General features: G+C 69.3%; 14 protein-coding genes. 4 read left to right on the plus strand and 10 right to left on the minus strand.

Going from position 1 to position 15,653, the window contains the following annotated elements; translation table 11 throughout:
- Nucleotide 1 precedes the first annotated feature (1 nt).
- Nucleotides 2-463: a carboxymuconolactone decarboxylase family protein gene (locus tag AB0I34_RS06275; protein WP_360440300.1), complete on the minus strand. Its 462-nt coding sequence runs from the start codon at nt 461-463 to the stop codon at nt 2-4.
- A 223-nt stretch (nt 464-686) separates the two neighbouring features.
- Between AB0I34_RS06275 and AB0I34_RS06280 the strand changes: the two genes are divergently transcribed.
- The 3 genes from AB0I34_RS06280 (at nt 687) to AB0I34_RS06290 (ending at nt 4,532) form a co-directional block, all read left to right on the plus strand.
- Nucleotides 687-1,061 (plus strand): hypothetical protein, encoded by a 375-nt coding sequence (locus AB0I34_RS06280; RefSeq protein WP_360440303.1) that lies wholly within the window; start codon nt 687-689, stop codon nt 1,059-1,061.
- Between the two features lie 37 nt (nt 1,062-1,098).
- Nucleotides 1,099-1,458: a hypothetical protein gene (locus tag AB0I34_RS06285; RefSeq protein WP_360440306.1), complete on the plus strand. Its 360-nt coding sequence runs from the start codon at nt 1,099-1,101 to the stop codon at nt 1,456-1,458.
- Between the two features lie 86 nt (nt 1,459-1,544).
- The gene (locus AB0I34_RS06290) at nt 1,545-4,532 is read left to right on the plus strand and encodes an AAA family ATPase (protein WP_360440309.1); all 2,988 of its coding nucleotides are present in this window, start codon (nt 1,545-1,547) and stop codon (nt 4,530-4,532) included.
- Here the strand turns inward: AB0I34_RS06290 and AB0I34_RS06295 are convergent.
- Genes AB0I34_RS06295 through AB0I34_RS06305 form a run of 3 tightly spaced genes read right to left on the minus strand, consistent with a single transcriptional unit; the run spans nt 4,529 to nt 7,949 of the window.
- Entirely contained in the window at nt 4,529-5,314 is a 786-nt protein-coding gene (locus tag AB0I34_RS06295; protein ID WP_360440312.1) for a SagB/ThcOx family dehydrogenase, read from the minus strand. The genes AB0I34_RS06290 and AB0I34_RS06295 overlap by 4 nt on opposite strands.
- 11 nt (nt 5,315-5,325) lie before the next feature.
- A complete protein-coding gene (locus AB0I34_RS06300) occupies nt 5,326-7,581 on the minus strand; it encodes a TOMM precursor leader peptide-binding protein (RefSeq protein ID WP_360440315.1) in 2,256 nt (751 codons plus the stop codon).
- Nucleotides 7,578-7,949, minus strand: coding sequence for a hypothetical protein (locus tag AB0I34_RS06305; RefSeq protein WP_360440318.1), 372 nt, complete (start codon nt 7,947-7,949; stop codon nt 7,578-7,580). Before AB0I34_RS06305 ends, AB0I34_RS06300 begins: the two co-directional genes overlap by 4 nt.
- Nucleotides 7,950-8,094: 145 nt before the next feature.
- On the opposite strand from AB0I34_RS06305, the gene AB0I34_RS06310 reads away from it, so the two are divergent.
- Entirely contained in the window at nt 8,095-9,471 is a 1,377-nt protein-coding gene (locus AB0I34_RS06310) for a PLP-dependent aminotransferase family protein (protein WP_360440321.1), read from the plus strand.
- Here the strand turns inward: AB0I34_RS06310 and mmuM are convergent.
- The 6 genes from mmuM to AB0I34_RS06340 all read right to left on the minus strand — a co-directional run bounded on the left by mmuM (nt 9,460) and on the right by AB0I34_RS06340 (nt 15,622).
- Nucleotides 9,460-10,350: a homocysteine S-methyltransferase gene (gene mmuM, locus AB0I34_RS06315; RefSeq protein ID WP_360440324.1), complete on the minus strand. Its 891-nt coding sequence runs from the start codon at nt 10,348-10,350 to the stop codon at nt 9,460-9,462. The two genes, AB0I34_RS06310 and mmuM, sit on opposite strands and share 12 nt — an antisense overlap.
- Complete coding sequence (locus AB0I34_RS06320) at nt 10,334-11,257, minus strand: FAD-dependent oxidoreductase (RefSeq protein WP_360440327.1); 924 nt, start codon at nt 11,255-11,257, stop codon at nt 10,334-10,336. Before AB0I34_RS06320 ends, mmuM begins: the two co-directional genes overlap by 17 nt.
- Before the next feature lie 52 nt (nt 11,258-11,309).
- Complete coding sequence (locus AB0I34_RS06325) at nt 11,310-12,404, minus strand: esterase-like activity of phytase family protein (RefSeq protein WP_360440330.1); 1,095 nt, start codon at nt 12,402-12,404, stop codon at nt 11,310-11,312.
- A gap of 65 nt (nt 12,405-12,469) precedes the next feature.
- A complete protein-coding gene (locus AB0I34_RS06330) occupies nt 12,470-13,789 on the minus strand; it encodes an enolase C-terminal domain-like protein (RefSeq protein WP_360440333.1) in 1,320 nt (439 codons plus the stop codon).
- Nucleotides 13,786-14,691: a 5-dehydro-4-deoxyglucarate dehydratase gene (kdgD, locus tag AB0I34_RS06335; protein ID WP_360440336.1), complete on the minus strand. Its 906-nt coding sequence runs from the start codon at nt 14,689-14,691 to the stop codon at nt 13,786-13,788. Before kdgD ends, AB0I34_RS06330 begins: the two co-directional genes overlap by 4 nt.
- 52 nt (nt 14,692-14,743) lie before the next feature.
- Complete coding sequence (locus AB0I34_RS06340; protein ID WP_360440339.1) at nt 14,744-15,622, minus strand: LysR family transcriptional regulator; 879 nt, start codon at nt 15,620-15,622, stop codon at nt 14,744-14,746.
- Between the last annotated feature and the right edge of the window lie 31 nt (nt 15,623-15,653).

Raw genomic sequence — 15,653 nt, forward strand, 5'->3', positions numbered from 1 at the left:
CTCAGCTCGGCTTGTAGTGGCCGGGCTCCATCCTTCCGGTCACCCCGACCCGGGTCCACATGTTGATCGTGATGATCAAGGCGATCAACTGTGCCAAGTCCTTCTCGCCGAACACGTTCGCTGCCAGGTCGTAGACCTCGTCCGGGACGTGGTCCACGCTGATCAGCGTGATCGCCTCGGTCAACGCGAGCGCGGCCTGCTCCTCCTCGGTGTAGAACTTGCGCGCCTCCCGCCAGACCGGCAGCAGCGAGATCCGCTGCTGGTCGTCACCGAGGTGCAGGAGGTCGAGCGAGTGCATGTCGGTGCAGTAGGAGCACCCGTTCAGCTGGGAGGCACGGATCCGGATCAGGTTCGCCAGCTTCGGATCGATGCCGGCGTCGGAGACCGCGTCCAGCGCGATCATCGCCTGGTAGAAGTCCGGAACCAGGTTGGCGAGCTTCACCCGCCGCGTCGTTGTGCTCATGTCACCAACCTAGGCGCGGATCGGCCCAGGTCGCTGGTCCACTTCCACACCGGATCCAGGAGCCAATTCTGCCGATCCTCAGGACAGCGGTCCGCAGCTCGACCGAATCTGAGGGGTAGCACTGCATTTCTGAGGGGTTGCCCCCGATGTGGCCGGGGGCTGCTGAGGCCGACTGTGAAAGAAGAGCGGCGATCCCCGCCGCCGCCGAATTCACGGAGGAATCATGAACCGCAAGTACACCGTCCTCGCACTGTCCGCAGTCGCGATGGGCGCAGTCGTTCTCACCACGCCTCAGGCATCCGCCCTGCCGAAGGAGCCCGCCGCCGCGTCAGTGTCACAGGCCGGCCCAGCGGCACCGCCCGACTGGCCGGACGAAGGCACCGGCTACCCGGGATCCGAGACCACTGGTCCGGAGTACAACTACCCGAACTACGACCCGGCCTACGAAGTGCCTGCCGTGAAGACCGTGGCGGCCCAGAGTCTGTCGGACAACAACGGTGTCGAGGCCCTGCAGTTCGGCGCCTCCGCACTCGGTGGTGCGGCCGTCGCCTTCGGCGGCATGTGGCTGTACCGGCGTCGCCACGCGCTGGCCGGCTGATCAGGCCGTCCGGATTCCGCGGGACGAGGCACAGCCGATGTGGACGATCGCAGTGCTGACAAGCGTCGGGCTGGTTGTGGGGGCAGGGCTTCTGGCCCTGATCAGCCAGCCCGACCCCGGGCTCGACGACCTCGAACTCGAGTCCGCGAACTGGCGCCAGGTGGACGCCGAGGTGCTCTCGGTACTGCGGGCCGGCCACCGCACGTTCTTGCTGGTCCGCTTCCCGGTGGGAACCTCACTGATTCGCAACGATGTTCGGTACCCGCTGCCGGGCCAGGTCCCGTACGCCGGTCAGCGGGTCCCGATCAAGTACGACCCGGTGGCACCGGCGCGGGTGGTCTTCGACCTGCATCCGGAGACCCGGAGAACGCCGAACCCGGCCGGGCAGTCGCAGTGATCGTGTGCACACATATTGATCCACGTTGATCGTGCGCACAGGTATATGCAGCGACAGCCCGGCATCACGGGCGCAGACTGGGGGTTGTGGGAGGGGCGGGGGTCTTACGCTCACCCCGAATCGCCGGTCGGGCCGAGGAACGAAGGATGCTCGGAACGGCGATCCGGGCGGCTGCCGAAGGACGGCCGTGTGCGGTGTTCGTACACGGAGAGGCGGGCGTGGGCAAGACTCGCCTGGTCCGAGTCGCCGCTGACGAGGCCGCGGCCCGCGGTGTGGCGGTCCTGTGGGGCCGGTGCGTTCGCTTCGGCGCGGTGGACTCGCCGTACGGTCCGCTGATCAGCGCACTGGAAGGTTGGGCGGAGTCGGCCGATCCCCGCGAGCTGGCCGACGTACTCGCCGATGTCCCAGCTGCAGGCGGGCTTCTGCCGTCACTGAACGCGTACACCTCCAGCAGTGCGATCCGGCTCCTGTCCGTGGTCGATGCACTCGTGATGGCGATCGCTTCGCATCGACCGACGGTTCTCGTCATCGACGACGTGCAGTGGGCCGACCTTGCGTCCCGCGATGCGCTCTCGTATCTCATCGCCGGGTTCCGTGGCCAACAGTTCGCGATTCTGACCACCTACCGGGATGAGGAGCTCGGCACCGGTGATCCGATCCACAGCTGGCTGGCGGACCTCCGGCGGATGCCGTCGGTGACCGGCCTGCGGCTGGACCGGATGACCTGGGACGAGACCGAGCAGCAGCTCGCGCTGTTGCTGGGCGATCACCCGCACCATCGCCTGGTGGACGACGTCGTACTGCGGTCCGACGGCAATCCGTATCTCAGTGAACTGCTCCTGGAGGGGATCACCGTGGGCGACGAGCAGTTGCCCGCCGATCTGCCGGCGGAGCTGAGGGCGGCCCTGCTTGCTGCCTGGCATCGGCTGTCGGCGCCGGGTCGTGAAGTCATGCGGGCGCTCGCGGTGGCCGGACGGCCGACGTCGATCGACAATCTGCGGGAGGTCGCCGCGACGCGAGGGATCGGCCCCGAGGCCCTGACGAACGCGCTGATCGAGGCAGTCGACACCGGGATCAGCGTGGCGCAGGGTGCGGACATGTGCTGGTTCCGGCACCCGCTGCTGGCGGAGGTGCTGTACGCGACCTTCGTGCCGGGCGAGGCGGAATCCGTGCACGCCGCCTGGGCCAAGACGCTCGAGTCTCGCACCGCCACCGGTCCCGACGAGGTCCAGCGGCAAGGCGACCTGGCGCTGCACTACGAGGGCGCGCACGACCTGGAATCCTGTCTCGAGGCGTCGCTGCGTGCGGCCGACCTCGCGAACGGGATCGTTTCGCGGCGCGAGGAGGCGATCCATCTCCGCCGGGCGGCCCGTCTGTGGTCGACGGTGCACGGCCCCGACGCACCCGGCCGGGCCGATGAAGGCGACCTGCTGGAGCGCGTCGCGCGAGCCAACGAACTGGTCGGCGAAGGTGAGGCGAGCTTCGCGGCGTGGAGCCGCGCACTCGAACTCGTGGACGAGCGGACCGACCCGCTTCGCGCCAGCAGGCTGCGGCGGCGATGGGCCGACTCGGCCTGGGCAACCGGCAGGCTGAGCGATGAGGCGATCGCCGAGGCCACGCGAGCGGTCGAGCTGAGCCGGCCGTATCCCGACAGCGCGGAGTACGCCGAAGCCCTGGCCGGCCTCAGCTGGCGACAGGCCTGGAACAACGAGGCCGAGCCGGCGCGGAAACATGCCGAGGAGGCGGTCCTGGCTGCGGAGCGCGTCGGATCCAGTGCGGCACTCAGCCTCGCCTACGCGGCCCGCGGATGCGCGGATCTGCGCAACGAGCGTTCCGATGCGGACACTGCGACGGCGTTGCGCTCGGCCTGGAAGACCGGCGATCCGGACGTGCTGTGGCGGACCCTCGTGGCCCGACGCAACTACTTGCTCCAACGCGGTGGTGTCGCGGAATGCGTCGAGCCGGCAACGGAGTTCCTCCGGTTCGCGCTCGATGTCGGGGCGCTGTCGTCGGCGGTCTTTGCGGCCGGAGTCCTGGCGAAGGACCTGTTGATCCTCGGACGCTTCGCCGAGAGCAGCGACGTCACCCGGCAGGGGCTTGCTTTGGCTTGTCTGCCGAGCCCCAGCGCGATGGTTCGGCTGAGCGCGGCGTCGTTGTCGATCCGCCAGGGAAACCTGGACGTCGCGGGCATGCACCTGCAGCGGGCCAACGAGCTGATCCCGGCACTGGAGGAGCGTCTCGGGCTGGTTGCGCCGCCCGTACTGGCCGAGTACCTGCTCGCGACGGGTCACGCGGAGGCGGCTCTCGACCTGTTGTCGCGCACACTGATCACCCACATCGCCGATCCCCGCGACGCGGACGAGATGTTGATGTGGGGTGCACGCGCGGCTGCCGATCTGGCGGAGTCCGCTCGAGACCGGCGTGACGGCAGGAGCCTCCGGAAGACGCGCGCACAACTCGATGACCTTGTGGCCTTGCGCGCACGGCTGTCGCCGCCGCCGTTCGAAGTCATCACCTCCGAGGATCTGATCCAACCGGCGATGCGGGCGCTGTTCACCGCCGAGGTGGCACGATGCACGGCGAAGACGCCGACCTCAGGTGCCTGGGAGGATGCCGCACGCCGCTGCGGTGCCGCGGGACTTCGGTGGGAGGAAGCCGTCGCGTCCTGGCGGTGGGCACAGGCCTTGCTCGCCGAGAGAGCTGCCCGGGCCGTCGTCGCCGTACCGCTGAGGTCGGCTCACCACTTCGCCCTCGAAGTCGGCGCGATTCCCCTGCGGCAGCAGGTGGAGACGCTGGCCGGCCTCGGCAAGATCCAGCTCGGCGAGCCATCGGCGCCGACGGACGACGAACCCGCGGCACCCTTCCGATCCCTGACCAAGCGGGAGCAGGAGGTGCTCGCGCACCTGGTGGCGAACCGGACGTACGCCGAGATCGCGCAGTCGCTGTTCATCAGCGAGAAGACGGTCAGCGTGCATGTGTCGAACCTGCTGCACAAGACCGGAACGACGTCACGTCGTGAGGTGGCTGCCCTCGCCATCCGGCTTCGCGAATCGTCGACCGACGCCGACGACTAGCCCGTCAGCCGGTCGAGGCCTCGGCGGGCGTTGCGGTTGCCGGGCGCTGGGTGGCCGACGGCCGCGCCGTACAAGACGATCTCGGACTCGATGTCGAGGCGCAGTAGCCCGGACAGTTCGTCGTCGAAGAAGCCGCCGAGGTTGACCGAGCCGAGTCCGAGCCCGGTCGCCATGAGTACGACGTTCTGCGCCGCATGCCCTGCCTCCAGCAACAGGTAGCGGTAACCGCGGTCGCCGTACTTGCCCAGGCTGCGTCGGCAGACGGCCGAGAACACAAGGACGACGGCGGCCTCGGCCGCCCACGGCTGGCCCAGGAACAGGTAGCGGATCAGCGAGGCGGGGACCGCTTTACCGCGCACCCGCTCCAGACCATCCGCGAGAGGAACGTAGTGGTAGATCCCAGCCGGCAGGCCGTCCACCGACCGCACCAGCAGGCTCACCTCAAGCGGATAGAGCCCGCCGCCGGACGGCACTGCCCGGTCGAGCAGAGTGCTGTCGTCGGTCGCGCGACTGACGCCGTACCCGGACCGCAGCAGGGTGGCCAGTTCCGCGAATCCGATCGGCTCGTCGCGGAACACGCGGCAGGACACCCGTCCGCGTACCAGGTCGGTCAGCGGCGCGGCGACCCGCAAGCTTGGCGGCAACCGGATCCACGGAGCCGACGGGTCCTCACGCCCCGGCTCCGGTCGCGGCTGGAGCACCTGTGGATTGTCGGATCGCCGGCGGGCAGTACCGCGGTGGAAGGCCCAGGCCAGCGGCTGAGCGGTGCGGAAAGCAGTCATCGCCTTCGTCCTCACGCCATCGGATGCGGGTCGAGGTTCAGTTCGTCCAGCTGCGCCGGACGCAGCCCGATCCGGCCCGGCATCTCGAGCAGTCGCCGCCCACCGAGCCGCGCCTGGTTCGCACCGAACCAGATCGGCACGAACCCCGGCACCAGCCCACGCACGACCCGCACCCCGAGTGCGGCGACGTCCGGCGTCGTGACATCCACGGCGAGTACGTCGCCCGCGACCTCGGCCAGCGACTTGACCAGCACAGCCAGGCCGGCGGGCGATGGTGACGCCGCGTCCGGCCACGGCTGACGCGGAGCCTCGCGGAGGAAGCGCATGCCATCAACGGCCAAGTCGGCGTACAGCAGGCTGTGGTCGCCCAGACTCGCGACCTTCGCCGGCGTGGCAACCAACTCGGCCATCCGCGCCCTGACCTCCGGTTGGCGGAGGCGGGCGCGCAGTAGCGGTCGCGCCTGCCCGACCTCGAGCACCGCGGACCGGGCAGCGGCGACCGGGTCCATCCCTGCTCCGAGTCCGACAACCGCGACCGGAGTCCGCTCCGACCATGCGACCGCCAGGGCGACGGCCGCCACCGTGTCGGTCGGCAACAGGTGCACCACGATGTCGATCCCACGCCGTGCATGCGTCGCGGCGATCCCACGGGTCTGTTCGTCCGGTACGTCGGCCGCGGCCACGCAGGGCCCGGGCAGCCGATGCGACCACGCGATCATGAACGCGTCCCGCTCGATCACCTCGAGCAACGCGCGCAGCGTCGCGCCGTCCCGGTCCGGCCCGGCCGCGAAGCCGTTCGACGTGGTCGGGAACAGCCCGGCCTCCGGTGGCGGCCGATAGCCCAGATGCGTTGCCAGCAAGGGAATCCAGACGTCATCGCCGGTCACCATCGACTGTGCCGGCACCCACTCGAGTTCGGTCTCCGGCCGCCACGGCTGGAACGGCACTGTCTCGTACTGATGATCCGCGAACAGCACCAGGTCCCGCGGATGCAGGCCCCGCCGGTCCAACCCGTCGTACGTCGAAGTGATCGTGCGCTCAGGTCGCCACGTCATGGCGGCGTGCCGTTCGAGAGCCTCACCGAGAGCGCTGTCGCGCGCCTGCCGCCGGGTCCAGCCCTTGCCGGAGCAGACGACGAACGGATCGCCGTCGCTGCGGAAACGAGCGTTTGCCAGTTCGGCCTGGACGACGTACGGCCGCTCCGGCTCGTCGACGTCCTTCGGGAAGGGAACGAGCCTGCGGACCACACCGCAGAGCGAGTCGACCACGCGCCCGGCGATGTCGTCGAAGTCCGTTGTCACAGCCTCTGCCGGCCGACGTCCCTTCTTTGCGCATGCCGGGCAATCCGGGTGCGGCACGACTGGATGCAACTCCTCGCCGCCAGCGAGCGCATCGAGTGTGAGCACGTTGGCAGTCAGCCGCGGTGCCGCGATCGACAGCGTCAACGCGAACACCTCGGTCATCAGTGCGCCGGTGACCATGGGCAGAAGTGCCGGGAGCACTGGCCTCGCCGCAGCCTCCACGAACCGGCGACCATCGAGCGCCTCCTCGAGTGCCATCGCCGCACCGAAGTCGTCCACACAGGACAGCGCCCGCATCCGCCAGCACAGGTAACAGGGCCCGCCGTCGGGCAGCACCAGCGGACCGACGGTCGCCCGGGCGCCCTGCGATTCCGCATGCAACGTCGGTACGCCCAGCTCCAGGCCGACCGCGTTGATCCACTGATGCAGCACCGGCAGCGAGCCATCACCCGCCGCGACGACCAGATCCGCACCTGCCATCAAGGCGGGCAGTTCGTCGCGCCGCGACGGGTACGGCGCTCGAATCAGGCCTGGGATCCCGGCTCCCGCAAGAACCTCCACCTGCCCGACCACAACAACTCGCACCGTGGCCAACCGCCTGGCGAGCAGTTCGTGGTCGGACGAAGGCACCGCGTACAGCCAGTCCGGCACCGCGGCCTTCTCCTCCACCAGGACGCCGGAACCGAGCAGCGAGCCGATCAGTCGATCGACCTCGAGTGCCGGCAGATCGGACAACTCGTCGAGCAGGTCCGCACGGCCGAGTGGCAGCGCCGGCAGGATCCTGTCCCGCACCACCCGCGCGACCCCGCCCTCGAGTCGCAACGTCGCAGACGGCGTCCTGAGTACGACGTCGCCACCGGTACCGCGACCGTCCTCACGCGTCCCGCTCGAGGAGTCGACGTCGACGACGTCCAGGCCGGGGACCGACGTGATGAACGGTTCCGGGCCTGGCCGCCTCGAGGTCATCCGCCGAGGTCTCCGAATCGCCCGACGGCACCGGCGCCGAACCCGCCCGGGGCGCAGCCGCTGCCGCCGGTGTCGTCGCCGGGACTGATCACGCCCGGGGCGCAGCCTGTGCCGCCGGTGTCGTCGCCGGGGCCGAACACGCCCGGGGCGCAGCCTGTGCCGCCGACATCGTCGCCGCGGCCGAACACGCCCGGCGCGCAGCCGCTGCCAGGGCCGATCACCTGCTGCAAGATGCCGCGGACCTTGATATAGGTGCGGAACTCCTCCGCGGTGATGTCCTCGATAGTCGGCACCGACCTCGTCGCCAGCCGCTGCTCCAGCTGGACGACCCTGCCCTTGAGCTCCTCGTACTCGTCCTGACCCGGCATCGCGTCCCCCTCCAAGCATGGATGGCGAGGTGACGCCACGTGATCCCCCTGCGCCCCGTTGTGTCTGCGGAGCCCCCCACCACGAATCGGCCGGTCACAGCCGATGTTTGGAGTATCGTCCCGGCGGCAGCATAAGGTCCAGTGCATGGAGGATCGAGGGGCTGCCGGTGCTGACCTGCATCTGGACCTGGCGGCGTCACGGGGCCGCAACGATCTGGTTCAAGCGTTGCATGCATCGATCCGGAGCGGGCGGTTGCCGGCCGGCACGCGGCTGCCGTCGTCGCGGTCGTTGGCGAAGGATCTCGGCATTGCCCGCAACACCGTTGCGGACGCCTACGGTCAACTCGTTGCCGAGGGCTGGCTGACCGCCCGTCAAGGCTCCGGCACAGTTGTCGCCAACCGTGCCACCACTCCGCCGGCTCCCGACGTGTCGTTGCCCTCGGCAAAGGCATACCGCTACGACCTGACTCCCGGCGCACCTGACGTCTCGACGTTCCCGCGCGGTGAGTGGCTCACCGCCGCGCGGAAGGCGTTGACCGCGGCACCCAACGAGGCTTTCGGCCTGGGCGATCCGCGCGGCCGGATCGAACTGCGCCGGATGCTCGCCGACTACCTCGCCCGCGCCCGTGGCGTCCGCGCCGATCCCGAACGGGTCCTGATCTGCTCCGGCTACGTGCAGGGCGTGAGCCTGCTCAGCGAGGTACTGCGGAACCTCGGCGGGACGACCGTGTCCGTGGAGGAGTTCGGGTACGCCTTGCACCTGGATGTGATCCGGTCGCGGGGCCTCACGCCTGTGCCGGTCTCGGTCGACGAGCTTGGTGCGCAGGTCTCACAGCTGACTGGTGACGGTGCACTGCTGACACCGGCGCACCAGATGCCGACGGGCGTGCCGCTTGCGCCTGAGCGTCGTACTGCGGCGGTCGAGTGGGCGCGGGACACCGGGGGAGTACTGATCGAGGACGATTACGACGGTGAGTTCCGGTACGACCGGCAGGCCGTGGGGGCGCTGCAGGCGCTGGACCCCGAGCGCGTCGTGTACACGGGCACGGCGAGCAAGAGCCTTGCGCCGGGGCTGCGGCTCGCGTGGATGGTGTTGCCGCAGCGGTTGATCGAGCCGGTGGTCGCGGCCAAGCGGGCGGCCGACTTCCAGACCGCGACCCTGGAGCAGCTCACCCTCGCGGAATTCATTGCCTCCGGCCACTACGACCGGCACGTCCGGCGGTCCCGGCTGCACTACCGCCGGCGCAGGGATCGCCTGGTCGAGCTGCTCGCCGTCCGCGCCCCGAACGTCAAGGTCGCCGGCATCTCGGCCGGCATGCACGTCCTCCTCGAGGTCCCCGGCGACGCGGAAGACGTGGTCGCCCGAGCGGCCCGCCAGGGCCTGGGTCTCACCACCCTGAGCAGCTACCACTTCAACCCGACCCCGGCCACCCGCCAAGCAGTCATCGTCGGCTACGGCACCCCACCCGACCACGCCTACCCCGGCGCCCTGGACCTCCTCTGCCAGGTACTAGGCGTCTAGGACACGCCCTAGGGCGTCCACCAGTGCACGGATGTCGTCGGGTCCCACCCGGCAGCAACCACCGACGTACGCCGCCCCGGCGGCAAGCCATGCTGAGGCAAGAGGGGTTGTTCGGTGGCCCGTCCAGTGACGGGCGGTGGCGTCCCAGGACTCGCCGGAGTTGGGGTAGGCGACGGCCGGCTTGCCGGTGACCGCGACGGCTGTCTCGACCGCGGGCCGGACCTCATCGGGCGCACAGCAGTTGATGCCGACGGCAATCACTTGGTCGATCGCAGCGATCGCGAAGGCGTCCGTGAGAGGTTGGCCGGCGCGCGTGTGTCTCCCAGAGATCGAGTAGGAGAACCATGCCGGAAAGTCCAGCTCGGCCAGCAGTCCGACGAGCACCTCGGCTTCGTCCGCGTCCGGGATGGTTTCGACCGCCAGCAGATCAGGTTCAGCACTGATCAGCAGCTCCATCCGCGGCCCGTGGAAGTCACGGAGCGTCGTCGCACTCACCCCATACCGGCCGCGGTACTCCGATCCGTCCGCGAGCATCGCGCCGTACGGCCCGACCGACGCGGCGACCAGCCGGCGCCGTCCGTCGGTGAACGAGTCGCGCACGTCACGGGCGATCCGCACACTGCTCGCAATCAGTCGCTCGGCCTCGGATCGCGCCACCCCGGCACGCTCGAACCCGACCACGCTGGCCTGATAACTGGCCGTCGTAGCCACCATCGCCCCGGCGTCGTAGTACGCCCGATGCACGGCCGCGATCTCAGCCGGCGCGTCCTTCAACAGCCGCGCCGACCACAACGCGTCCGACAGGTCGTGGCCACGATCTTCCAGGGCGTTCGACAGACCGCCGTCGAGGATGATCGGCCGGTCAGATTCCCTGGACAAGCCCGAAGACCTCGTCCGCGCAACCCCAGGACAGCGTGACCCCGGAACCACCATGTCCGTAGCAGTGGATCACCGGCTCACCCGTCCGCGTCCGGACCAGCTCGCACCGGATCGCCGGCCGGGCCGGCCGCAGTCCGACCCGATGCCGGATGACCTTTGCCTTGCGCAACTGGGGGACCAGCTCGGCCGCCCGCTCCAGCATCTGATCCGCGGTCGACTGATCGACCGCGAGGTTCCAGTCGTTCGGTTGGCTGGTCCCGCCGACCACCACGTCATGCTCCCGCGGTACGACGTACGTCAACTCCGAAGGCGACCGATCGGCCACGAGCCATTCGGTCAGACCACACTGCTCGACTGTCATCACCTGCCCCCGCACCGGCGTCACGGTCGGGTCGCTCGCGGTCAGCCGGGCACCGAGGCCGGCACAGTTGATGACCACATCGGCGGTCGTCGGCAAGGCCGGCAACGCAGCGCGGGTGAGCGTCCCGCCGGCCTGGTCCAGCCGCTTGACGAGCGACTGCAGGTACGCCGGCATCTCGATCACCGCCGTCGTGAACGACCAGCCGTCCTCGAATCCGGCCGGCGGCGACACCCGGGTCAGGTCAGGCAGGACGTCGGCCCAGCGCGGATCCGGCTTCTGCTCCGCCAGGAACTCGCGCCCGCGCCGCATCCGCACCGACGGCTCGAGCTCCGCCAGCTTGGAGAACTCCTCGTACGCCGTCCTGGACCAGGCGGCGACGCGGTCCTCGGGAGCCGACAGGTACGGGTACCAGATCGCCGCAGCCACCGCCGACGTCGTCTCCAGCGGTAGGTCGCGGGCGAACACGGCCACGTCGTACCCACCCTCGGCGAGCCGGACGGCACAGGTCAGCCCGATCACGCCCGCACCCACCACGATCACGCGCATTCACACATTGTGACCCGCGCCTAAGCATCACGCCATGTCATGCAGGGCGACGTCAGTGCAGATCGACGGCCAGTGAGTAGAACCGGGTGATCTGGGTGGCGCCGTTGTTGTCGTCGGACAGCAGGTACAGCTGCCGCTTGCCGCCGGGCAGGTAGCCGCCGAGGGCGAGCGCCTCGACGTTGTCCAGCAGCGGGTTCGGCTGCGGCTGCTTGGCGACCGCGCCGGACGGCGGGCAGTTCACCAGGTCGAACAGCAGTTTCTTCTGCAGGAAGACCTTCTCCGGCGCATCCGCCAGCGACGCCTGCTTCGAGACGTCGACGGCCCGGCGCAACGACACGGTGAACACCCGGATCGTGTTGCCCACACCCGGGGTGAACGTGCGCTCCATCGACACCAGTTCGTCCCGGTTCACCCAGGCGAGCTCGACCAACGCGAGACCCGGGTCGGGCTTGTAGGCGTACTGCGTGGCGACCCGGTAATCATGGCCCGGGAACCCGGCGTACCGAAGGATGCGGTTGCGCGTGCGGCCGTCCGCGTCGGTGCCGTCGGACGCGAGCGGGCCTTCCATGCCGGCGAACAGCGACAGCCCGTCACGGCTGACCGCGAGTGACTCGAACGTCGCGTTGCTCGTCGCCTCACCGGCCGGCGCGACCTGGAAGCGCGACGGTACCGGCAGCGACGCGGTCTCCTTGCCGTCGGACAGCCGGAAACGGCGGATCGACGGTTCGCGCTCGGAGGTGGCCAGGATGGTCCGGTCGCCCCGCTCGACGACCAGGCCCTCGCCGTCGAAGTCCGCGCCCGTGTACGGCGTACCGTCCGGGCGGCGCAGGATCGTCATCCCGTCGACGCTGACCGCCGTCGGCTTGCTGTTGGTCTTGAGCTGGAACACCCGGGCCGGCGTGGTCCCGACGTTGTCCACCAGAGCGGTCGCGCTGTGTGGGCCGGTCACGTTCAGCGCCGACAGGCCGGCGACCGGCTGGCCGTCGAACGTCGTCTTGTCCAGCGCATCACTGAAGCCGAGGAACTGCGCGTCCGGTGAGCAGGAACCACCACCGCTGGGAGGCTTGCCCGGCGTCGCCGACGCCGTCAGCGTCGTGGTCAGGGCGGTCAGGACGATTGCTGCGGCGAGCGGCTTCTGCCAGCGCATTCAAGGCTCCTTGATCGGGACGTCAGCACCGATCGAAACCTATCGCGCACAACATCAGGTGAACATCACCGCACCAGACAGGGGCGCTTCGGATCGAACACCCAGTCCCCGACCAGGTACTGCATCGCGATCGCGTCGTCGCGTGCACCGAGCCCCTGCTGTTGATACAACTCGTGCGCGGCGGCAAGCGCATCGCGGTCCAACTCGACGCCGAGCCCGGGCTTCGTCGGTACGGCGATCGACCCGTTCTCGATCCGCAACGGTTCCCTGGTCAGCGCCTGCCCGTCCTGCCAGATCCAGTGCGTGTCCAGGGCGGTGATGTCGCCCGGTGCCGCAGCGCCGACCTGGGTGAACATCGCCAGCGAGATGTCGAAGTGGTTGTTCGAGTGCGACCCCCAGGTCAGCCCGAAGTCCGTGCACAAGTGCGCGACTCGCACCGACCCGGCCATCGTCCAGAAGTGCGGATCGGCCAGTGGGATGTCGACGGCATCGACCCGGATGGCGTGCGCGAGCTCGCGCCAGTCGGTCGCGATCATGTTCGTCGCGGTCCGCAGCCCGGTCGCGCGCTTGAACTCCGCCATCGTCTCGCGCCCCGAGAACCCCGGCTCCGCGCCGACCGGATCCTCGACATACGCCAGTACGTCGTCCAGGCCCGAACACCACGCGATCGCGTCCTGCACCGGCCACGCGCCGTTCGGGTCGATGGTGATCCGGGCCGACGGGAACCGTGCGGCCAACGCGCGCACAGCCTCGAGCTCGACAGGCGCGTCGAACACGCCACCCTTCAGCTTGAAGTCCGCGAACCCGTACCGCTCCTGCGCCGCCTCGGCCAACGCGACCACCGCATCGGGTGTCAAGGCCGGCTGCCGCCGCAGCTTCGACCACCGATCCTCGCCGGAGTCGGTCAGGTACGGAAGATCGGTTCGTCCGGCGTCGCCGACATAGAAGAGATAACCAAGGACCGGCACGGCAGAGCGCTGCTGCCCGTCACCGAGCAGCTCGGCGACCGGTACGCCGAGATGCTGCCCGAAGAGGTCGAGCAGTGCCGATTCGAGGCCGGTCACCGCGTGGACCGTCGTCCGAAGATCGAAGGTCTGTTGCCCCCGGCCACCAGCATCTCGGTCGGCGAAGGTCCGCGCGACGCGCCGGAGGAGTTGGCGATACTGAGCGAGTTCCTGACCGACTGCGAACTCGGCGGCCGCACGGATCGTCGACGCGATCTTGTCGCCCCCCGGGACCTCGCCGAGGCCGATGTTGCCCGAGCTGTCGGTCACGATCACGACGTTCCGGGTGAAGAACGGTCCGTGTGCGCCGCTCAGGTTCAGCAGCATGCTGTCGTACCCGGCGACCGGCACGACCTCGACCGAGGCGATGGTCGGCGTCACTTGATCCTGCCGATCAGCTCGGTCAGCTGCGCCAACTCGTCCTCGCTCAGGTCCTGCAGCGGTGGCCGCACAGGTCCCGCCGACCGGCCGATCGCGGTCACGCCGGCCTTGACGATCGAGACGGCGTACCCCTTCATCCGGTCGCGGATGTCCAGGTAGGGCAGGACGAACTTGTTCAGCTTGCGGTAGACGCTCTCGCGGTCCTGCGCCAGTACGTCGGCGTAGAAGCCGAGTGCGAACTCGGGCACGAAGTTGAAGATCGCCGAGGAGTACGTGCTGACGCCGAGCTGCAGCAGCGGCAGCGCGAACGTCTCGGCCGTCGGCAGACCGCCGATGTAGGTGAGCCGGTCGCCGACCCGGGCGTACGTGCGGGTCATCATCTCGATGTTGCCGACGCCGTCCTTCAGGCAGACGAGGTTTTCGTTGCGGTCGGCAAGCTCCGCGACGGAGACGTCGGTGAGGATCGCGTTCGCCCTGCTGTAGACGGTGACGCCGAGACCGGTACTGCGGCAGACAGCCGACACATGGTCGATCAGCCCACGCTGACCCGCCTCGGTCAGGTACGGCGGCAGCAGCAGGACCCCGTCGGCACCGGCGGCCTCCGCGGCCTGGGCCTGTGCGATCGCGGTCGCCGTACCGCCGGTCGCGGGCGCGATCACCGGGAGCTTGCCGTTCACCTCGGACACCGCCGCACGGACGACCGTGTCGATCTCGGCGGGCGTCAGCGAGAAGCCCTCACCGGTGCCGCCGGCGGCGAACAACCCGGCGACGTCGTACTGACTGAGCCAGGACAGATGCTCGCGATAGCCGGACTCGTTGAAGCTCAGATCCGGGTTGAAGTGCGTCACCGGGAAGGACAGCAGCCCGGTCTTGAGCTGAGCCGCGAGTTCGGCAGGGTTCATGGCGGTCAGCCTAGGAACCAGTGTGGATACCTGTCCAAGATCGATGTTGGATCTATCGATGCTCTGGAAGCATCGTGAGCACTCGCTGCAGCACCGGGCTGGTGGAGTCGCGGTTCCAGATCGCGTGCAGTTCGACCGGCTCACCCGGTACGCCGACCTCGCAGTACGTCACGCCCTCGACCCCGAGGCTGCGCGCCGACGCGGGAACCAGGGCAACGCCGCGACCGGCCGCGACCAGGAGGACGACGGTGAGGATCTGCTGGACCCGCTGCTCGATCCGGGGATGGGAGTCGGCGAGGAATCGGACCGTCAGTTCGTGGAAGTAGCGCGCCTGGGTGGGGGAGTAGCTGATCACCGGCTCGTCGGCGAAGTCGGCCGGGGCCAGCGGGCGGTCCAGGGACGCGAGCCGATGGTTGCTCGGCACAACGGCACACAGCGGTTCGCGGAACACGACTCGGGAGTCGAGCAGGCGTGTGTCGAACGGCGGCCGGCCGAGGCCGAGATCCAGTTCGCCGCGCAGCAGGCCGTCGATCTGCGCCGGAGTGACGCGCTCGTGCAGGATCACGTCCACGTCCGGCAGTTCCTCCGACATCCGGCGCAGGAACGGGCCAAGCGTGCGGATCGCCGAGACCGCGGTGAAACCGAGGCGCAGCGTGCCGGCCGCACCCTGGTCGACCCGACGGGCCAGATCGCCGGCGGTCTCGACCAGCGCCAGCAGCCGACGAGCCTCGGTCAGGAACGCCTGCCCGGCCTCGGTGAGCTCCACCCGGCGGTTGTCCCGCTCGAGCAGCCGTACCCCGACGGCACGCTCGAGTTTCTGGACCTGACGGCTCAGCGGCGGCTGGGTCATGTTCAGCCGCTCGGCGGCGCGGCCGAAGTGAAGTTCCTCGGCGACGGCGACGAAGGCGCTCAGTTGGTCGAGCGAGAACATGATTCCCGGAAGGTATCACTCGGTGCCGGAT

It is taken from the genome of Kribbella sp. NPDC050281, from assembly GCF_040655855.1.
Classification (GTDB): Bacteria; Actinomycetota; Actinomycetes; order Propionibacteriales; family Kribbellaceae; genus Kribbella.

Coding starts and splice junctions, on each gene's coding strand:
- AB0I34_RS06275 (WP_360440300.1), bottom strand. CDS start 463: ATGAGCACAACGACGCGGCGGGTGAAGCTCGCCAACCTGGTTCCGGAC.
- AB0I34_RS06280 (WP_360440303.1), top strand. CDS start 687: ATGAACCGCAAGTACACCGTCCTCGCACTGTCCGCAGTCGCGATGGGC.
- AB0I34_RS06285 (WP_360440306.1), top strand. CDS start 1,099: ATGTGGACGATCGCAGTGCTGACAAGCGTCGGGCTGGTTGTGGGGGCA.
- AB0I34_RS06295 (WP_360440312.1), bottom strand. CDS start 5,314: ATGACTGCTTTCCGCACCGCTCAGCCGCTGGCCTGGGCCTTCCACCGC.
- AB0I34_RS06300 (WP_360440315.1), bottom strand. CDS start 7,581: ATGACCTCGAGGCGGCCAGGCCCGGAACCGTTCATCACGTCGGTCCCC.
- AB0I34_RS06305 (WP_360440318.1), bottom strand. CDS start 7,949: ATGCCGGGTCAGGACGAGTACGAGGAGCTCAAGGGCAGGGTCGTCCAG.
- AB0I34_RS06310 (WP_360440321.1), top strand. CDS start 8,095: ATGGAGGATCGAGGGGCTGCCGGTGCTGACCTGCATCTGGACCTGGCG.
- AB0I34_RS06320 (WP_360440327.1), bottom strand. CDS start 11,257: ATGCGCGTGATCGTGGTGGGTGCGGGCGTGATCGGGCTGACCTGTGCC.
- AB0I34_RS06325 (WP_360440330.1), bottom strand. CDS start 12,404: ATGCGCTGGCAGAAGCCGCTCGCCGCAGCAATCGTCCTGACCGCCCTG.
- kdgD (WP_360440336.1), bottom strand. CDS start 14,691: ATGAACCCTGCCGAACTCGCGGCTCAGCTCAAGACCGGGCTGCTGTCC.
- AB0I34_RS06340 (WP_360440339.1), bottom strand. CDS start 15,622: ATGTTCTCGCTCGACCAACTGAGCGCCTTCGTCGCCGTCGCCGAGGAA.